Consider the following 19,815-nt stretch of genomic DNA (forward strand, 5'->3'; position numbering starts at 1 on the left):
TTATACAATATAATAAAGAATTATAGCACGGAGGGATTTAAGTGAAAAACACATTACTAAAAACCGATGAAATCGGAATTTTTTCATTAGGAGGTCTGGGCGAAGTTGGGAAAAACATGTATATTTATGAAATTAGTGATCAAATATACATTGTGGACTCCGGTATACTTTTCCCTGATGACAGGCTTTTAGGTATTGACTATGTAATACCTGATTATCAATATTTGATCGAAAACGAGGAAAGAATCGTTGGCCTTTTTATTACCCATGCCCATGAAGATCATATTGGTGGTATTCCATATTTACTAAGAAAGGTAAAAATACCTAAAATATATGCTGCAGGAATTGCAGTTGATATGATTGAGCATAAACTAGGTGAACACAAAGATGTGAAATCACCACAAATTGAAGTATTTAAAGCACATTACAAATATAACTTTAAAGATTTAGAAATGTCTTTTATTAGACTAAACCATTCTATTCCTGATATGTTTGGTATTGTTTTTAAAACTATTCATGGCAATGTTTTCCATACTGGAGACTTTAAAATTGACTTTACACCAGTTGGTCCACCAGCTGAGTATGACAAACTTGCTAAAATTGGAGCAGAGGGAGTTTTATGTCTCTTATCTGATTCTACTAATGCTGAGCGTGAAGGTTTAATTGAATCTGATACGAAGATTGGAAAATCAATTAATGAGTTATTCTCGAAAATTGAAGGTAGAATTATTATTGCTACTTTCTCATCTAATATGTACCGCGTTCAACAAATCATCGAAGCATCAATTAAAAATAATCGTAAAATTGCTGTCTTTGGTAGAAGTATGGAACGTGCAATTGAAGTTGGTAGACAGTCTGGTTATATTATTATTCCAAAAGGATTTTTACTAACCGAACAAGAAATCACAAAGGTTAAAGATAGTGAATTAACTATTATTGTTACAGGATCACAAGGTGAACCATTTGCTGCACTAAGTAGAATTGCTAATGGATCACATCGTCAGATTAAAGCACACAAGGGTGATACCGTAATCTTTTCTTCATCACCAATTCCAGGTAATCAAGAAGGCGTTAACAAGACTGTTAATAAATTATTCAGATTAGATGTTGAAGTTATTACTCACGGTCCACTTGCTGATACACATACATCAGGACACGGATCACAAAATGACTTAAAATTAATGTTATCATTAACAAGACCAAAATTCTTTATTCCAATGCATGGTGAGCATAGAATGCTTAAATACCATAAAAATCTTGCCGTAGACTGTGGAGTAAAACCTGAAAATATTTTAATTATGGATAATGGTGAAGTTGCTGCATTAACAAAAGATACTATTAGACTTGCTGGTAGTGTTCCTGCAGGAGATATTTATATCGACGGAACAGGAATTGGCGATATTGGTAGTGCTGTTATTAAAGAACGTAAAACTCTTTCTGAGGAAGGTTTGTTTGCAGTTATTATAACAATTGATTCTGCAAATAAAAAACTTATCTCAGAACCATCAATTGTTTCAAGAGGTTTCATCTATATGCGAGGAAATGAAGAAATAACCAAAGAATTTGCTCTTCTTGCTCATAAAGTAGCAAAAGAAGAGTTAAATAAAAAAATGTTTAATGAATTAAATATGAAACAAAGAATTATTGATACACTACAAGCTAAGATTCATGAGCTAACACTTAGAAATCCAGTAATTATTCCAATTGTTTCTGATTTGAAATCTAATTAATAAAAAAATAATGATCCAATTAAGGGTCATTATTTTTATTTTTAGTTAATTATAAATCAAGAGATAACTTATATCCTGTAGCAAGTAAACCAAGACCAGATAATACTAATGAGATTATTCCAAGTGTTGATAACTTAATTTGAATCTTAATTGCATTACCTATAATAGGTGTAAATGATACTTCTTTAATTACTAACATTAAGATAATGTTTAATAAGAATAATCCAACTGCAACTAGTGATCCTAATTTATTATTTAAAATACCATTAATAACTGCTGCACCTGCTGGAAGTAGCATTGCGATTACTAATAATAAATTAAAATTAAATGTTCCAAGTGTTACAGAAATAGCACCTGTTGTTTGCCATTTACCTCCAAAAGCAACCATTAATCCATTTAAATCTGAATTACTATTGTTATAATTTGTTGAAAATGCATTAAGTGTTAGTAAGAAACTTGCAGCAATTCCTAAAATAATAACAACAAAAGTTACGCCAAACTTCACATTTTGTTTATTTTTTTTGCTCATTTTCATTCCCCCTTTTTTATTTATTATATACTTCATTCTTCGAATATGCAATAAATGAATCAAAAACTTTTTTAGTTACCTTTGCATCATATGTTGCATCATGCACTTGTTCTTCTCTTTTTAAGGAGTATGTTTCATATGCTTTAAAAAGTCCTAAATCATTTGCAAGATTAAAATAATCTCTATGTAATTTGAGTAAATCAACAAAATCTTCTCTCTTAGTAATTGGTACTAAGCGATGAATCTCATATGCTAGATCTAGACTTAAAATATCATTTTTCCCCCAAACAACAATTTTTGGATTATATGTTTCTAGTATTTCTTTTAATTCTAAATAAAAATCTTTAAATAAAATATGATTGTTAATATATTCATCTTTATCAATACTTAAAAATCCTAGTGTTCTTGAACTTGGTGGATACTGAATTATTGTTTTTAAATAGTTGTCATTTTCAATAATTGTTTCACCCTTTTTATTAACTAATAAATATCCATATTGTAAAATTTCAACCTTAAAGTTCTTTTGTCTATATTTGGGTAGTGTCATTTCAAAATCAATGAATAAATAATGCTCATTTTTTTCTAAAAAGTTTAACATATCACTCTTAAGTTTACTGTGATTATAGAAATCTCTTTTTGTTTTTAAATCAGTTATCCTATTAAAATAAGCAACTTGATAACAAATTTTAGCATTTATTCTACGTTTATTTTTACCAATTTCAAAATCAACTAATAATCCTTTTCTTAAAGAATTTAAAAATATTTTATTTAGTCTGCTTGTTAAGTAGAAATATGTTTTTCTATTACCAATAATTACTGAGAAATATTTATCGTTATAGTTAACATCTTTAATTATCAGTTTCATTATTTAATACCTCTTTTAATTTATTTATTACTTTATCTGGAAGCCCAATTTCTTTTAACTGTTCAAAGCTTGCCGTCTTAATTTCATCCAAATCTTTAAAGCTTGCAAGAAGTGCTCTTTTTCGCTTTTCACCAAGACCTGTAATCTCATCTAATTTGCTGTTATAAGCCTTTTTATTTCTTTGTACCCTATGAGTGCTAATTGCATAACGGTGAACTTCTTCCGATAGTTTAAAGAGAAATTGATAGACTTTAGGATAGTCTTTTAGAATTATTTCTCTATCAATTGATACCATACTTTCAAGTTGGTGTTTATTATTCTTCTTAAGTCCTAATACTTTAATATCAAGATTTAAATTATCAATAACTTCTTTGGCAATTTTCACATGGCCAATTCCACCATCGACTAATATTAAGTCTGGTCTTTCTAAATTTTCCATTAAGATACGGTAATACCTACGATATATTACTTCTTGCAGTGCTTTATAATCATCATTTGTTGTAGTTTTTAAATTAAATTTACGATATAACTTTTTATTAAATTTATAGTCTTTAAAAACAATCATCGCAGAGATTGATGCGGTACCAAAGAGCTGTGAGTTATCAAACACTTCAATTAAGTTTAAATCATCAACATTAAGTAATGTTTTTAATTCACTTACCGCCTCTTCTTGTTTTTCTAATTTATTTTGATATAGTAAGAAATAATTCTCTAAGTCAAATTTTGCATTTTTATTAGCAAGCTCAACAATTTTTCGCTTATCACCAATTTTAGGTAAAAATGTAACATTTGAAAATGTTAAATCTTCATCACTAAACATCATATAGTCAAATAATATTTCATCTGGAAAATGACCTTGATAAAATTGATTAATATAACTTAGAATAAATTCTTTAGGATCTCCCACATACGAAAAAATTGTCTGGTGTTGATCAATTATTCTGCCACTTCGCATAAATAAGATTTGAAGCGCGATACTCTCATCATTATAATAACTACCAATAATATCACGGTCTTTGTAATCATTTAGACTTATAATTTGTTTCTCTGTTGTTGTTTTAATATGATTTAAGGTATCTCTAATTACAGCAGCCCTTTCAAACATCATTAAATTACTATAATCTAACATTGATTTTTCAAGTGCATTAGTTACTTCTTTAATATCACCTTTTAAAAACTTAGTAATTTTTGATACTTGGAGTTCATAGTTATTAGATGTGTCTGATTCAATACTTTTACCAATTTCTTCATAAAAATTAGGTATTTTTTCGATTTTTCCCATTGGGAATAGTAATTCAAGTAACCTTGCTGTTTCTCTTGCACTTTTGACATTAGGATAAGGACCAAATATTTTTCCTTTAACATTTTTAGTTCTTATTACTTTAATTACTGGTGGGATTGTTTTGGTAATTTCAATATAAGGATAAGTTTTATCATCCATAAAAACAACATTATATTTAGGTCTATGTTCTTTAATTAAGTTTAATTCTAAGATTAGCGATTCTTGTTCGCTATTTGTTAAGACTATTTCAAAATCATGTATTTCGCTAACTAATTTCGATGTTTTATAGTTATGAGCCCCAGTAAAATATGATTTAACTCTTTGTTTTAAGTTTTTTGCTTTTCCTACATATATTATCTTTGAATCTTTATTTTTCATTAAATAACAACCGGGATTATCAGGCAATAAACTTAGTTTTTCTTTAATTTTTGAAATCATCTATAAAACACCTCCTTTAATCAAATCTATCTTTAATTATATCATAAAAAAATAAAAGGGATTTGATCCCTTTTATTCAAATTCGATTTCTACTCGGTCTTTTAAAATTTCTTCAAGAGCAATTCCAATACTTTTTAAGCATTTAGCATCTTTGATATATAGTTCATCTCTTTCAATAATTTCTGCAACTTTACTTGCTGCATAAACTAACTTATATTTTGAATCTATTTTCTCTAGTAAATTATCAATTGAAGGGTAACGCATTCCATCTTTGTTTTTTTCCATTTTTTAATTCTCCTCTAACATCTTCATATAATTATGAATTGACCTTTCAGTCTTAGCATGCTCTGCTCTTATTATAGCAGCAATTCTGTCTGCTGCGTTATTTACATCATCATTTACCACAATGTAGTCATATTTGTGGGCTAATGTAAACTCACTATCCGCTTTTGCAATTCTTTCTCTAATCTTTTCTTCGCTTTCAGTTCCTCTACTTAAAAGTCTATTGTATAAAACTTTCTTTCCTGGTGGAACAATAAATATAAATACGGCATCTTTCATTTTTTTTCTAATTTGAAGAGCACCTTTAACTTCTATTTCAAGAATAACTTCTTTTCCTTCATCAAGTTGATCTTCAATTATATCTTTAGGGGTACCATAATAGTTCCCAACAAATTCAGCCCATTCTAAAAATTTATCTTCTTTTATTCTCTGTTCAAATTCTTCTCTTGATATGAAGTAATAATCTTCACCATTTACTTCACCAACTCTTGGTTCTCTTGTCGTCATTGATATTGAGTAAAAATATTTATGATCTTTCTGTTCAAAAAGTGCGCGCCTAACAGTTCCTTTACCTACTCCTGATGGACCTGACATTACTACCAATAATCCTCTTTCATTAAGTTTCATTTGTTTCACCTCGCCTTTTCATCCATTTTCATTATTATATATTATATATCTTTATTATTAAAGTGTAAAGGCTTATATATCATTTGTGGTATAATTTATTTGGTGATAATGTGGCAATAGATGGTTTTTTCATTAAAAATTTAATAAATGAAACAAATGATGTTTTATTAAACAATCGCTTAGAACAAATAAAAATGATTTCAAATGATACATTTTCGTTTGTCTTTTACTATATGCGTGAAAGAAACTACTTAAATATTAAATTAAATTCACCAAACGCATCATTTTTTCTTGGTGAAATAAAGTCAAATAGTGAACTTACTTCAAATTTCTTACAAACATTAAAAAGAAATTTAGAAGGTTATATTTTAACAAGTATAAAACAAGTAAATTTAGATAGAGTTATATTTTTTGAGTTTGAAGGAAATGACTTTTTACTTGGTAGAGTATCTAAAAGATTAGTCTTAGAATTAATGGGAAGATACAATAATCTTATTTTAGTTGATAGTGATAATACAATCATTGATGCCTACTTTAAAAATGTATCTCATACTTCTAGAACTATTGTTCCAAAACATATTTATGAATTATATCCAAATCATAAACGAAATTTAGATGAAATTGATTATAGTCTTGTAGATAGTGAAAGCTATTTAACAAAAAATTATATTGGTATTTCGCCAATTTTTAGTAAGTACTTATTTGAAAATAAACTTAATCCTTTTGATATTTTAGTTTCTCCTGTAAGAGATCTATCTACTAATAAGTTTTACTGGTTTAATTTATTTGAAAGTAAAAATTTAAAAACCTATCAAACATTATCAAATCTTTTGCTTGATTTATTTGACACTAAAGATGTATCAAATTCTAGATATCAAGATTTTGTTATTAAGTTATTAGCTTTTAATATAAAGAAAAAAAGTAACTTAGAAGAAAACTTAAAATCAAATATTGATAATTTAGTTTATGAAAATTATGGAAACTACATATTTTCATCAGGATTAAATCTAGGCTTAAAATACTCTGAGATAACTTCTTATGATGGAACTATCTTAAATCTAGATTCTTCAAAAACATTGAAGGAAAATGCTTTAGAATACTTTAAGCGTTATCAAAAATCTAAAAGATCAATTACCTTTCTTGAAGAACAAATTAATGATTTAACTAATCTTATCTCTCTATTAGAGCAAATAGAGTTTGATATAACTAATAATTTTGATTCTTATTCAATCGAACAACAATTAATCCCACTTGGCTTTAAGACAAAAAAGAAAACTCAAAAGCCTAAAAATAATAAGAAAATACTTGAAATTAAATACAATGATAATGTTTATTATGTCGGTAAAAACAATTTGGAAAATGAATATATTACTCATACATTAGGTAAGCCTAATGATCTTTGGTTCCATATTAAAGATCGACCAGGAAGCCATATTCTAATGAAAGGCGAGGTAAATGATTTCTCACTTAAACTAGGACTAATGATTGCTGCTTACTTCTCTAAAGAAAAAAATAATCCAGTTGTTACAATTAATTATACAGAAATCAAACATATTAGAAAAATTCCAAAACTACCTGGATATAAAGTAATTTTAAAACAATATAAATCAGAGAATATTAGAATTGATCATACCTTAATAAATCAAGTCTTACTAGCAAATGATTTGAAATAATCCTATAAAAGTTATAAGATAGATGTGTAAGAAAAATAGGAGGAAATATAAAATGAAATACGAATTACCAAAATTAGGTTATGCATTTGATGCATTAGAACCATTTATTGACGCAAAAACAATGGAAATACATTATACAAAACACCATCAAGCATATGTTAACAACTTAAATGCTGCTTTAGAAAAACATCCTGAATTTAAATTAGAATTAGTTGACTTCTTAACTGACTTAAATTTAGTTCCTGAAGATATTAGAAATGCAGTTAGAAATAATGGTGGCGGTCACTATAACCACACATTCTTCTGGACATTATTAAAAGTTAATAATGGTGCAGTTCCGAAAGGAAAATTAGCTAAAGCAATCGAAGAAACATTTGGTTCATTTGATAACTTTAAAGCAGAATTTGCAAAAGCAGCTACAACAAGATTTGGTAGTGGTTGGGCATGGTTAATCTTAAACAAAAATAATAAGTTAGAAGTTGTTTCAACTCCTAACCAAGATACACCTCTTGCTTTAGGTAAACCATTATTAGGTTTAGACGTATGGGAACACGCATACTACTTAAACTACCAAAATAGAAGACCAGACTATGTAAGTGCATTCTTCCAAATTGTAAACTGGGATGTAGTTGAACACTTATTTATAGGTAAATAATATAATAAATAGAAACCAAATAATGGTTTCTATTTTTTTATTAGTATTTAATTACTTTACCATAATATGCATTTTCAAGTATTTCTTTCATATCTTCTACCATTGGTAATCTAGGATTTGCTGGACTACATTGATCTTCATACGCAAGATATGCCAAATTTAAACTATTTGTCATAAATTCAGTTTCATCTAAATTTTGATCTTTAAAATTCATCTTTATGTTTAGCGACTCTGCTAAATTATAACAAGCATCAGCAAACATTAAAACTCCTTCACTAACATCTTTGGGATTTAAACCAATTGCTCTTGCCAGTTCATAGTATTTAACGTCAGCATGATAATAATTATACTTTGGCCATGTAGCAAGTTTCCCTTGTCTAACGCCATTATATCTAATTACATAAGGTAATAAAATCGCATTTATTCTACCATGTGCTATATCAAATAGTCCACCAACCTTATGAGCCATTGAGTGTGTTATTCCTAAGAAGGCATTACCAAATGCCATCCCTGCCATTGTAGATGCATTATGCATTTTTTCTCTCGCTTCAAAATCCGCTCCATTATCAAAGGCACGTTTTAAATATTTAAACACTAGTTTTATTGCACTAAGTGCAAGTGCGTCAGTATAATCACTAGCAAGTGTTGAAACATATGCTTCTACTGCATGTGTTAAAACATCCATTCCTGTATCAGCTGTTACAATTTTAGGCTGAGTTAGTGTTAATCCTGGATCAATTATCGCAACGGTAGGTGTAAGTGAATAATCAGCAAGTGGATATTTCTTGTTATCTTTTTTATCAGTAATAACAGCAAATGGTGTAACTTCACTACCTGTTCCAGAAGTTGTTGGAATACATACTAATTTAGACTTTTTACCTAATTCTGGATATCTAAAAGCACGTTTTCTAATATCCATAAATTTTTGTTTAAGATCATTAAAATCAACTTCTGGATTTTCATAAAATAACCACATTGCTTTTGCTGCATCCATTGGTGACCCACCACCAATCGCAATAATTGTATCTGGTTCAAAAGATTTCATTAATTCATAACCTTTATTTACTGTTTCAATTGAAGGATCTGGCTCTACATCACAAAATAACTGGATATCAACTTTATTTCTTCTTAAGTTTAATTGTTCTGTTACTTTATTTACAAACCCTAAATCAACCATTGTTCTATCAGTAATAATAATTACTCTAGATACATCCCTCATTTGTCTAACATACTCAATTGAGTTTTTTTCAAAATATATTTTTGATGGAACTTTAAACCACTGCATATTATTTTTTCTCTCCCCAATTTTTTTAATATTTAAAAGGTTAACGGCACTAACGTTATCACCTATAGAATTTTTCCCATAAGAACCACAACCAAGAGTTAATGAAGGAATAAAACTATTATAAACATTACCAATGCCACCAAAAGTTGCAGGAGAGTTAGAAATAATTCTAATAGCCTTTAATTTAATTCCAAATGAATTAATTACTTCTTCATTATTACTATGAATTACTGCACTATGACCAAGTCCATTAAACTCAACCATCTTTTCTGATAAACTAATACCGTGATCGGTTGATTTAGCCTTAATAATTGCAAGAACTGGTGATAGTTTTTCTCTTGTTAAAGGCTCACTTTCATTTACATCACTACATTCAACTGCAAGAATAACTGTTTTTTTAGGAACTATAAATCCTGCTTCGCTTGCAATTTTTTCGGCACTTGAGCCAACAATTTTGCCATTTAATGTTTTAGAATCTGGGAATAAAAGTTTTTCAAGCATCTTTTTTTCTTCATTATTTACAAAATATACACCAAAATCTTTAAATCTATTAACTGTTTTTTGATAAATTTCTTTATCAATTATACATGCTTGTTCTGATGCACAAACCATCCCATTATCAAATGATTTACTCATGATAATATCATTAACTGCTTGATTTATATTAGCAGTTTTTTCTATATATGCTGGAACATTACCTGCTCCTACTCCAAGTGCTGGTTTACCACATGAATATGCTTTTTTAACCATTTCATTGCCACCTGTTGCAAGGATAGTAGATATATCATTATGTTCCATTAACTCCTTTGTTTTATCAAGAGAGGGAACTTCAATCCACTGAATACAGTTTATTGGAGCACCTGCCTTAATTGCTGCCTCATAGACAATTTTTGCTGCCATTTTTGATGAATTTTGTGCACTTGGATGGAATGCAAAAATAATTGGATTTCTAGTTTTAAGTGCAATAAGTGATTTAAATATTGTTGTAGATGTCGGATTAGTTACAGGGGTAATACCTGCAACAACACCGACTGGTTCAGCCACTTCCTTAATTCCAGTAACTTTATCATCACTAATTATTCCAACTGTTTTTAGATGCCTTATATTATTAATTACATATTCTACAGCAAATAAATTCTTAGTTGCCTTGTCTTCAAAGACACCTCTTTTTGTTTCTTCAATTGCAAGTTTTGCTAACATACCATGTGCATCTAATGCACTAACTGAAACTTTACCAATGATATAGTCTATCTTTTCTTGATCAAGAAATAAAAAGTCTTCTAATGCCTTTTTACCTTTTTCAACTAAAAGATCTACCTCATTTAAAAATAAGTCTTTTTGTTCTTCCATATTTAATTTTCCCTTCGTTTTGTATTTGTTCTTTATACTTAAATAATATCAAAAAACATTACTATTACAAGACATTTTTTTTAGTAAACGTTTTAGCTTGTATTTGAAAATGTTTACATTAATTATAAATAATTAAAATAAAAAAATATTCTAAACTACAATGTAATTTAGAATATTTAATTTAATTATTTTATTCTGTTTCTATATTTGCATAATCTCCATCTTTTCTTAAATATACAATATTTGTTTTATTTGTATCAATATCTAAGTATACATAGAAATCATGTCCTGTTAATTCTAGTTGAAGGATTGCTTCATCTCTACTCATAGGTACTAACTCAATCTTTTTATTTTTAACAAGTGTTGCAGCTTTCATTTCTTTTTCAAGTGATTCAGCATCAAACTCTTGGCTAAAGACATCATTAACTCCTAATTTTTCTAAATGAGATTGTAACTTGCTGCGGTTTTTTCTAACCTGAGAAACAAGTTTATCGATTGATAAGTCAATTGCTGCATACATATCAGGATCTGACACTTCCGCTCTTACTAATTGCTCACTAGAATAAATTGTAACTTCTACCTTATGGTTATCCGGATACACTTTTGTAACAACTCTAATTTTACTAATTGTATCTTTACCAAATAGTTGTATAACCTTTGCTAGTTTCTTCTCTGTGAAGTTTTTGATTGCCTCAGTTGGCGTAAATCCATTTTTTCCAGTAATTTCAATCTTCATAATCATTCTCCTTTTCCATTTCGTTTTTTAAACAAATTAAATATATATCACTTAATTTTGTTGTTTTAATTATATTATAAACACCCTTATTAAAGGTATCAAAATACATAATAATTTGATTTTTGTTTGTTTTTAAATAATAAATATAATATGGTTTTAAAAAACTCATCATCGCCTCTGCTAAATCATAGTCTTCAAATATTGAATTAACAAATAATCTATAATCATCAATTGGTATAACGTCTAATCTATTAATCATTAAATGTTTTGTAAAACAATATTCACATATATGATCTTTTGGTGTTTTGAAGATATTTTTTATTGTTACTACTTTATTAATTAATTTATCACATACAAGACAGTACATATTATCACCTGTCTTATAATAGTAATATTATTTATTTTTTACTTTCAAGTATTATCTTATCGATTAAGTGAGCAGGAACTTCGTCATATCTAACAAATTCTCTAGTAAAACTTCCACTTCCTTGACTCATAGCTTTTAAGTCAATAACATATTTAGATACTTCAACTTCAGGAACTTCTGCTGTAATAATCTGGTAACCTTCCCCTTGATCCATTCCTAAAATTCTACCTCTACGTTTATTAATGTCGCCCATAACATCACCAACATATTCGTCCTTGATTGTGATAAGTAGTTTTAAGATTGGCTCTAAAATAGTTGGTGCTGCATTTGGAACAGCATTTCTAAATGCAAGTGATGCCGCTAACTTAAATGAAATTTCATTTGAATCAACATCATGATAAGAACCATCAAATAATGTTGCTGAAATATTAATAACTGGGTACCCAGCAAGTGGTCCTTTTTCAAAGTTTTCAATTAATCCTTTTTCAACTGCTGGGAAGTATCCTTTTGGAACAGCACCACCAACGACTTCTGAATCAAAACTAAAACCTGTTTGATTTGGTTTAAATCTTATGAAAACATGACCAAATTGTCCTGCTCCCCCAGATTGTTTTTTATGTTTACCTTCACCTACAGCTTCTTTTTTAATTGTTTCTCTATAACTAATCTTTTGATCAATTACTTCAACATCAACTTTATAAGTATTTTTTAGTTTATCAATAACATAAGTTAGATGAGTCATTCCTTGACCACCAATTAAAAGTTGTGAAGTTTCTTTATTTCTTCTTATCTCAAGTGTTGGATCTTCTAAAATTATTTTTTGTAATGCAGTTGAAATCTTATCTTCATCATTTCTGTTTTTAGGTTCAATTGCTAAATAGATAACCGGTGTTGCGTGACTAACTGGCATATATTTAATTGGTGATTTAGGATCTGAAATAGTCTCACCTGTTTTTAGTTCTAATTTAGATACTGCACAAATATCACCAGCGTGGAACAACTCGTTACTGATTTGTTCCTTACCACGCATAGTAAATAAGTTATTTACTTTATAGTTTTCACCAGTATTTGTATCAGTAATTTCAACCCCATTTTTTAAGACTCCTGAATTTATTTTAACAAGATTGATTGTCCCAAGGAATGGGTCAACAATTGTTTTAAAAATATATCCAGAAAAAGGCTCTTCATCTGTAGTTCTTCTTGTTTCTTCTAAATTAGTATTTACATTAATTCCTTTTAGTGGAGCAAGCTCATTTGGTGCTGGAAGAAAATCTACTAACATATCTAAAAGTGTTCTAACACCAACATTTTTGGTTGCACTACCAACTAAAACTGGAGTTAATTCACCATTAATAATACCTTCTCTTAACCCAATTTTCATTTTATCTTCAGGAATTGTCCCTGTTTCAAAATAAAGATCTAATAACTCTTCACTTGTTTCAGCAACACTTTCTGCAATCATATTTCTAAGTTCTTCTACCTTAGGTTTATTATCATCATAAACTTCAGCATCTCTAGATACAACACCATCGTAGATTCTTGCTTTATTTTCAATTACATTAACAAATCCATCAAACTTTTCGTTTTTACCGATTGGCCATGTAAGCGGAACAGCTTTTTTTCCTAACTTTTCCCTAATTTCTTCTAGCACATTAGCAAAGTTAATATTTGGTAAATCCATTTTATTAACATAAAGTACTGCTGGAATATGACGTTTTCTAATTTCACGCCAGACACGTTCTGTGCCAACTTCTACGCCTTTTAAAGCATCAATAACTATTACAGCTCCTTTAATTACTTCTAAAGCTTGATTTAAATCACCTACAAACTCATCTCCTCCAGGTAAATCTAGAAGATTTAGTTTATAATCTTTCCACTCAACTGGTAAAAGTGACATTGAATAGCTGCTCATCCTATTTTTTTCTTCAAATAAATAGTCAGAAACAGTATTCTTTCTCTCTACTTCACCTTTTGAGGTTGTAGCTCCTGTAGCAAAAAGAATTGATTCGGATAAACTTGTTTTGCCGGATCCTAGATGCCCAATAATTGCAATATTTCTTATCATCTTCGTTTGATAATCTTTCATTATATCCTCCTGTAATCGTTTTCATTAATTTATACTTTAATTATATCATGAAAATATGCGATGTGATATAATTTATTTATTTTTTAAAAGTGTTATAATAAAGAAGGTGATAACATGAATAAAACAGTTTTAAAATTAATCGAGGTTTACCAAGGCGATGTTTCAAGTAATTTAAATGGTAAATGTAGACATAATCCAACATGCTCAAACTATGCAAAAGAAGCTTTTGAAAACTATAACTTCTTTAAGGCATTTTTCTTATCAAGTAAAAGAATTCTTTCTTGTAATCCTTTATTTACTCCTAAGTATGATCCAGTAAAGAAGGTGAAAAAAGATGATTAAATACGCATTTTTAAAACTAAAAGAGCGAAAATACGTCATCCAATCAATTATTTTTATGATAATATTTACGGCTCTTTACTTTATTTTAGACTATTTAAATTATCGTGAAGCAACAATTAAGCCTGACTTACTATGGATAATAGTAAATAGTGTATTAAATATTATTATGGCTACTGCAAGTACATTATTAATGAGTTTAAGTACGGTTATGGTTGAACTTAAAAGTTCTGGTGAATCTATCTCAAATTTAGGATTTTTATCAGTTATATTTGGGATTTTCACTTATGGTTGTACAAGTTGTGTTGTTATATTTTTAAGTGCAGTAGGTATCTCATTTAGTCCAGCAATTTTTCCGTTTATTGATGTTTGGTATGGGATATTATATAAATTACTTTCATTAGTACTAATTGCACTTGGTTTATTTTTAGTACTTAGAAATATTGAAAAAGGAACTTGTAAAGTTAAATTAAAAAAATCTGGAAATTAATCCAGATTTTTTTTAATATGCCCTAGCAAACATTATTGTTTGTGTTGCTTTTTTATTTGTAACAGGACAAACTTCAGTAATTAATTCTGTATTTAGAATAACTCTTGCTGTTGCACCTGTATCTTCTTTAATTTGTAATTCTGCTTCTTCACCAGCAACACTCATTTTAACATAGCCACCATTTTCAAGATGAGCTTTGAATTCATCATATGTTTTTGCTGTATTAGTTTTTTCATTTACGTGTTTTTTAGCTTTTGCTAACATTTCTTCATGAATTTCATTTAACAATCTATCTACTTCACCTGAAACATTTTCTAATGCAACACTAATTTTTTCTCTAGTATTTCTCTTAACAATTGTTACAGTATTATTGGCTAAATCTCTTGGTCCCACTTCAATTCTTAGTGGAACACCCTTCATTTCATATTCACTAAATTTCCATCCTGGTGATTTATTTGAATCATCAAGTGATACTCTTACCTTATTATTTTTTAAAGTTTTAAAGATATCGTTTGATGCATTAATAACTTCTTCTTTTTTCCCTTGAATTGGAATAATTACTACTTGTGTTGGAGCAACATATGGTGGTAGTACTAACCCCTCGTCGTCTCCATGAACCATGATGATTGCACCAATAAGTCTCGTTGAAACGCCCCATGATGTTTGATATGCAAACTCAATTTTTGAATTTTCATTTTGGAACTTAATACCAAATGCTTCAGCAAAACCTTGGCCAAAATAATGTGATGTTCCGGATTGTAATGCTTTACCATCATGCATTAGTGCCTCAATTGTGTAAGTTTCTTCTGCACCAGCAAATTTCTCTTTTTCTGTTTTTCTACCAGTTAAGAAAGGAATTGCTAATAACTCACTCCCTAAGTTGTTATAGATATCTAACATATCAAGTGTTTCTTTTCTTGCTTCATCTTTAGTTGCATGAATTGTATGACCTTCTTGCCATAAAAACTCTTTACCTCTTAAGAAAGGTCTTGTAGTTTTTTCCCATCTAACTACACTACACCATTGATTATATTTTTTTGGCAAGTCACGATAAGACTGAACAATTTTTGCATAGTGTGTTGAAAATAACACTTCTGAAGTTGGTCTAATTATTAATCTTTCAGCCAACTGTTCAACACCAGTTGTTGTAATCATTGCAGTTTCAGGAGCAAATCCTTCAACGTGATCTTTTTCTTTTTGAAATAATGATTCAGGAATTACCATTGGCATATAAACATTTTGATGCCCTGTTTCCCTAAATTTTTCATTTAAATAATTTTGGATGTTTTCCCAAATTGCATAACCATATGGTCTATAAATTATAAACCCTTGTACATCACTATAGTCCATTAATTCTGCTTTTAGACAAAGATCTGTATACCATTTTGCAAAGTTTTCATCTCTCGATGTAATTGAATCTACCATTTTTATATTATTCATTTTATTCACCATCTATCAATATTGTTTCATTTTCAGTAAATTTTACTTTATTTTCTTTATATAAATAGCCAAGTGCTCTTTTAAAAGACTTACGGCTTATCTTAAAAAACTTATCTATTTCTTCACTGCTACTTTTTGCAGTTAGAGGAATTTTCCCATATCTTTTTAATGCATTTAAAATAACTGTAGCATCATCTATTCTTTGTTCTTCTTTTTGTTTGATCAAAGTCCCTAAATAGCCCTTATCAGTCATTTTTATTATCTTAACTGATACTTCTTCACCTAAGTGATAAACATCTCTAATTAACGAATTATGGACGAAAACCATTTCTTTATCTTCATTGTAGAGATTAATTCCTTGTTCACCAATTCTTTGAACAAAGAATTTTTTTTCAGCACCAATTTCTAAATCATTTACTTCATAAATTTCTGCCGGATTTACTATTTTAGCTACTAATCTATTTGTTTTTATATGTAACGATACAAATAATTTACTACCCTCCTTGGGCCATAAATTAAAATTATTCGGTAAATCATCTTTAGAAAGTAATACATCTTTGTTAATTCCCATGTTTAGAAATACACCAAGTCTTGGAAGAATGCTTACTACTTCTAAGTATGCCGGTTTGTCAACAGTTAAAAACGGTGTTTTCAATGTTGCAGCAAGTCTTGATTTTTCGTCAAAATATAAAAAAGCATTAACAGTATCATTAGCTTTTAATTCTAAATAATTTGATTCATTTTTATGGAGAAAAACTTCTTCTTCTCTTGTGTTTAACATATAGCCAATATCTGTTTCTCTTAATACCTTTAACTTATTTACATTACCTATTACTAACATATTTATCACCTTATATAATATTACCATATTTAGAAGAAAAATAGAATGCTAAAAGCACTCTATACATCTAATTTTGTAATTAATTTTTCATATCTTTCATTTAACTTTCTAACGATAAATTCTTTAATTGATTTTAAGTCTTTATTAATTTTAAATTCTTCAATTGCTTTAAAATATTCTTCTCTTTCTGTAACATTAATTGAGATTGGTAAGTAATTATCTTTCATTAAATAAAAATTTAAAATTAATCTACCTAACTTACCGTTAGAATCTAAGAATGGATGAATTTTAGCCAAACTTGCATTCAAATAAATTCCTTTATCAAAATATGATAAATCATTTTCTTTTAAGTATTCAAAAACTTTGCGCATACGATCATATACTTTAATGAAATCGGGTGGTTGATGAGCTGCCTTGAAAATTTGGATATTAACGTTTCTATAAACACCGCCAATATATATTTCATCTGCAAGTACACTATGTAGATCTTTAATATCTTCTTCTGTCAAATCTTTTTTTTCTTTAGTCCATTTAATAATTAATTCAAAAGCTTTTTTGTGATTAGATAATTCTTTAACTTCTCTTTCACTGTAGTCTGGTATTTTATTTAATTCAAAGAAATACTTTACTTTTTCATACGGTATTTTATTCATACCTTCCAAACTAATAGCATCATAGTTATAGATTGGTAGAAAATCATGAATAAAATAATCAATACTATCTATTTCTCGCTCCTTCATTAAATTTTCCAAACTTTTTTTGTTTAGTTCTAATAATGTCATACTCATAATTTATTCTCCTTTTAATTTTTCATTATAAAAAGTTGTCTTTAAAAAGAAGAAGGACACTCTAAAAGAATGTCCTTTTGCTTTAAGTATATTAAAGTTTTACTACGTTACCAGCTTGTTCGCCACGGTCGCCGCTTATAACATCAAATTCTACTACATCGCCTTCTGCTAATGTTTTGTATCCATCAGATTTGATTGCACTGAAATGTACGAAAATATCTTTTCCTTCTTCAGTTGAGATGAATCCGTATCCTTTTTCAGAATTAAACCATTTTACTTTTCCTGTCATTATAAAATTACTCCTTCTTTAGTTCTCGCAGTTATTATCACTACATTAGTTATTATACAACATATTTAATTAAAATACAACGTAAAAATTTTTATCTCTTGTATTTATCATTTTTTTTAGTATAATATCTCCACGGGCCTCTATAGTTTAATGGTAAAATGCAGCAATGGTAATGCTGAGATACAAGTTCGATTCTCGTTAGAGGCACCAGAAGAATTCTTAACGACTTATTAAGTCGTTTTTTTATTAATCGATGTTATTTTCTGTTTGTTCCTCAAAATTAAACAAAACCTTACATAAATAAGGAACAAATGGCAGTTTATATGTTAATTCTTCAATTACCTTTCCTATATTAATAACTGGAGCTAAAAATGAGTACTGATTTAATAAACTGTTACTATTACTTATAAAGTACTCATGATTATCAGCTAAGTTTAATAAATGCTCGTACTGTTTTTTTAAGAGTTCTAATGCTTCACTATCTAAATTATGATTTTTAACACTATTAACTAAATTAAATAGTTTTACTGCTTCTTCTGAGTTTCCATTCTTATAATAAAAGGCTGAGATTAAATATGCTAATTCTCTCCCATATTTACTAGATGCAAGAAAACTAACATTATAGTAATCTATTATTTTATTTGTCTCTTCTATTTTTACAGTCTTTAAATACATTGTTAAATAATAAGTGCTAAGTACAATATCAAACATTTTATTAGATAGTCTTTTTTCTTCTAAGTCTTTTTTTATTAATTCTAAAAAGAAATCATTTTCTAACATACTATTTATATCACTAAACTGTCTATACTGAAGAATTTGAACTAAAGCAAACCTATCATCTTTTTTCATCTTATCAAAAGCTACATAGTCACCATAAATTTCATCAGTATTTAATTTAGATGAAAAAATAATAAGTAACGTCATAAAAAAACTAGTAATAAAAAGTAAGCTCATTAAACCTAGTAATATGCTTGATTTAAATAAAAACCAAGATAAGAAAAATAATACAGTAACAATAATAAAATATATTATAGATGTATTAGGTCCAGCAATTAAAGCATTAGTAAATTTTTTTCTAGTTAGATGATATTCTTCATCATTTTCGATTGGATCAAAATTTGGAACAACAAACCCGCCAAGCATTTTAAAATTTTTAGGATATACCTTAAACTTTACTTTCTTATCATTTACAATAAAGCCGAAAATAATAAAAAATAATGCTTTGATTTTTACTCCTTGAAAAATAAAGCTAAACATATGACCTAGTTCATGGATTAAGATATTTAGCACTAAAAATAAGATTATAAGTGGTAAATATAATAAAAAATGCACAGACTTAAATCCCATAATTAGTTTATGATAATAGCCACTATGAATTAAAATACTCATTAGTAAGCCAAAGATTGTTGCTGAAATTATAATAAATAAGATTTTTTTCATTTTTCCATCCTTTTATTGTTGACATTGTAGATATAATTTGCTATCATAATAAGGTAGTTTGTGGGCGTCGTATAATGGTTATTACAAGTGCTTGCCAAGCATTAAATGAGGGTTCGATTCCCTTCGCCCGCTCCAGTTAATTATTAGTGGCCCATTAGGGCCTTTTTTTATGAAAATTAATAATAACTTTAATTAATTATACCAACTAATTAAAGACATAACAAGAACATTAGTATATTACTATATTAATGTTTTTTATTTATAAAAATAAAAGTCTTTAAGA

Annotated in this window: 19 protein-coding genes and 2 tRNA genes; 7 read left to right on the forward strand and 14 right to left on the reverse strand. The window is 28.3% G+C overall.

Translation table 11 applies throughout. The features are described 5' to 3' along the window. Positions 1–41 precede the first annotated feature (41 nt). The gene (locus tag T352_RS0104235; RefSeq protein ID WP_035345271.1) at positions 42–1,730 is read left to right on the forward strand and encodes a ribonuclease J; all 1,689 of its coding nucleotides are present in this window, start codon (positions 42–44) and stop codon (positions 1,728–1,730) included. Between the two features lie 49 nt (positions 1,731–1,779). On the opposite strand, the gene T352_RS0104240 is transcribed toward T352_RS0104235, so the two are convergent. The 5 genes from T352_RS0104240 to gmk all read right to left on the reverse strand — a co-directional run bounded on the left by T352_RS0104240 (position 1,780) and on the right by gmk (position 5,753). Next, positions 1,780–2,259, reverse strand: coding sequence for a hypothetical protein (locus T352_RS0104240; protein ID WP_026391901.1), 480 nt, complete (start codon positions 2,257–2,259; stop codon positions 1,780–1,782). Between the two features lie 16 nt (positions 2,260–2,275). Continuing rightward, positions 2,276–3,124 (reverse strand): exonuclease domain-containing protein, encoded by an 849-nt coding sequence (locus tag T352_RS0104245; RefSeq protein ID WP_026391902.1) that lies wholly within the window; start codon positions 3,122–3,124, stop codon positions 2,276–2,278. Continuing rightward, complete coding sequence (gene uvrC, locus T352_RS0104250; protein ID WP_035345273.1) at positions 3,108–4,844, reverse strand: excinuclease ABC subunit UvrC; 1,737 nt, start codon at positions 4,842–4,844, stop codon at positions 3,108–3,110. Before uvrC ends, T352_RS0104245 begins: the two co-directional genes overlap by 17 nt. Positions 4,845–4,916: 72 nt before the next feature. Further along, the gene (rpoZ, locus tag T352_RS0104255) at positions 4,917–5,129 is read right to left on the reverse strand and encodes a DNA-directed RNA polymerase subunit omega (protein ID WP_035345277.1); all 213 of its coding nucleotides are present in this window, start codon (positions 5,127–5,129) and stop codon (positions 4,917–4,919) included. Between the two features lie 3 nt (positions 5,130–5,132). Then, complete coding sequence (gene gmk, locus T352_RS0104260; RefSeq protein ID WP_026391905.1) at positions 5,133–5,753, reverse strand: guanylate kinase; 621 nt, start codon at positions 5,751–5,753, stop codon at positions 5,133–5,135. A gap of 110 nt (positions 5,754–5,863) precedes the next feature. On the opposite strand from gmk, the gene T352_RS0104265 reads away from it, so the two are divergent. Further along, the gene (locus T352_RS0104265; RefSeq protein ID WP_026391906.1) at positions 5,864–7,426 is read left to right on the forward strand and encodes an NFACT family protein; all 1,563 of its coding nucleotides are present in this window, start codon (positions 5,864–5,866) and stop codon (positions 7,424–7,426) included. Between the two features lie 52 nt (positions 7,427–7,478). After that, positions 7,479–8,081 carry a superoxide dismutase gene (locus T352_RS0104270; protein ID WP_026391907.1) on the forward strand — a complete coding sequence of 201 codons (603 nt, stop codon included), beginning with the start codon at positions 7,479–7,481 and terminating at the stop codon, positions 8,079–8,081. Between the two features lie 40 nt (positions 8,082–8,121). Here T352_RS0104270 and adhE read toward each other — a convergent pair whose 3' ends face one another. The 4 genes from adhE to fusA form a co-directional block, all read right to left on the reverse strand. Next, positions 8,122–10,716: a bifunctional acetaldehyde-CoA/alcohol dehydrogenase gene (gene adhE, locus T352_RS0104275; RefSeq protein ID WP_026391908.1), complete on the reverse strand. Its 2,595-nt coding sequence runs from the start codon at positions 10,714–10,716 to the stop codon at positions 8,122–8,124. Positions 10,717–10,906: 190 nt separating this feature from the next. After that, a complete protein-coding gene (hpf, locus tag T352_RS0104280; RefSeq protein WP_026391909.1) occupies positions 10,907–11,452 on the reverse strand; it encodes a ribosome hibernation-promoting factor, HPF/YfiA family in 546 nt (181 codons plus the stop codon). Beyond that, on the reverse strand, positions 11,442–11,819 hold the full coding sequence (locus tag T352_RS07205; protein WP_162151198.1) for a hypothetical protein: 378 nt from the start codon (positions 11,817–11,819) through the stop codon (positions 11,442–11,444). Before T352_RS07205 ends, hpf begins: the two co-directional genes overlap by 11 nt. A gap of 31 nt (positions 11,820–11,850) precedes the next feature. Next, a complete protein-coding gene (fusA, locus tag T352_RS0104290; protein WP_026391911.1) occupies positions 11,851–13,905 on the reverse strand; it encodes an elongation factor G in 2,055 nt (684 codons plus the stop codon). A gap of 114 nt (positions 13,906–14,019) precedes the next feature. Here fusA and yidD point away from each other — a divergent pair, with 114 nt between their 5' ends. Further along, positions 14,020–14,247 carry a membrane protein insertion efficiency factor YidD gene (gene yidD / locus T352_RS0104295; RefSeq protein ID WP_026391912.1) on the forward strand — a complete coding sequence of 76 codons (228 nt, stop codon included), beginning with the start codon at positions 14,020–14,022 and terminating at the stop codon, positions 14,245–14,247. Then, complete coding sequence (locus T352_RS0104300; protein WP_026391913.1) at positions 14,240–14,734, forward strand: hypothetical protein; 495 nt, start codon at positions 14,240–14,242, stop codon at positions 14,732–14,734. The genes yidD and T352_RS0104300 overlap by 8 nt, the downstream gene beginning before the upstream one ends. Positions 14,735–14,746: 12 nt before the next feature. Here the strand turns inward: T352_RS0104300 and proS are convergent, their stop codons facing one another. The 4 genes from proS to T352_RS0104320 all read right to left on the reverse strand — a co-directional run bounded on the left by proS (position 14,747) and on the right by T352_RS0104320 (position 18,092). Further along, on the reverse strand, positions 14,747–16,174 hold the full coding sequence (gene proS, locus T352_RS0104305) for a proline--tRNA ligase (protein ID WP_026391914.1): 1,428 nt from the start codon (positions 16,172–16,174) through the stop codon (positions 14,747–14,749). 1 nt (position 16,175) lies between these two features. Continuing rightward, positions 16,176–17,015: a S1-like domain-containing RNA-binding protein gene (locus T352_RS0104310; protein WP_026391915.1), complete on the reverse strand. Its 840-nt coding sequence runs from the start codon at positions 17,013–17,015 to the stop codon at positions 16,176–16,178. A gap of 59 nt (positions 17,016–17,074) precedes the next feature. After that, complete coding sequence (locus T352_RS0104315) at positions 17,075–17,803, reverse strand: Fic family protein (protein ID WP_026391916.1); 729 nt, start codon at positions 17,801–17,803, stop codon at positions 17,075–17,077. 91 nt (positions 17,804–17,894) lie between these two features. After that, on the reverse strand, positions 17,895–18,092 hold the full coding sequence (locus T352_RS0104320; protein ID WP_026391917.1) for a cold shock domain-containing protein: 198 nt from the start codon (positions 18,090–18,092) through the stop codon (positions 17,895–17,897). Between the two features lie 136 nt (positions 18,093–18,228). Here T352_RS0104320 and T352_RS0104325 point away from each other — a divergent pair. After that, positions 18,229–18,302, forward strand: a tRNA-Thr gene (locus T352_RS0104325). Positions 18,303–18,338: 36 nt separating this feature from the next. Here the strand turns inward: T352_RS0104325 and T352_RS0104330 are convergent. Continuing rightward, positions 18,339–19,532 carry a M50 family metallopeptidase gene (locus T352_RS0104330; protein WP_026391918.1) on the reverse strand — a complete coding sequence of 398 codons (1,194 nt, stop codon included), beginning with the start codon at positions 19,530–19,532 and terminating at the stop codon, positions 18,339–18,341. Between the two features lie 60 nt (positions 19,533–19,592). Here T352_RS0104330 and T352_RS0104335 point away from each other — a divergent pair. Further along, positions 19,593–19,667 (forward strand) — tRNA-Gly (locus T352_RS0104335). Positions 19,668–19,815: the final 148 nt, after the last annotated feature.

The sequence above is a fragment of the Haploplasma modicum ATCC 29102 genome (genome assembly GCF_000687835.1).
GTDB lineage: Bacteria > Bacillota_I > Bacilli_A > Acholeplasmatales > Acholeplasmataceae > Haploplasma > Haploplasma modicum.